This window comes from Dellaglioa sp. CoH-55-MRSF-8 (genome assembly GCF_056782195.1).
The window spans coordinates 1-273 of record NZ_JBXAYH010000191.1 but is presented as its reverse complement, the minus strand read 5'-3'; the positions used below and the strand labels follow the sequence as shown (position 1 = coordinate 273).

The 273-nt window shown below is 59.7% G+C and carries 1 protein-coding gene; it reads left to right on the top strand.

Features of this window, described 5'->3' with window-relative positions:
* On the top strand, positions 1-273 hold a 273-nt coding region (locus AC1RPW_RS08455), incomplete at both ends, for a hypothetical protein (RefSeq protein ID WP_481769519.1).

Here is a 273-nt window from a genome sequence, read left to right as displayed (position 1 = left end):
GGAGAACTATACTCCGGAACAGGCTTCGGCAGAAGCAGACCAAGCCGCCAAGAACGCATTGGCATTCGAGGCTACGGTTGAAATTCCGGACGAGACGCAGACCGCTGACTCGGCAGCTGCTGCTATCCTCGTTCAGCGCCTTGGCATCAGCCCGGAAGAAGCACAGGTACTCGCTCAGGATGAGGCGGTTGTTGCCGCTGTCTTGCGCGCAGGCCGCCCGCGTGCCGATACCAACGTGTTTGCGGCCATCGATGATGCAGGGCTGTTCAAGAT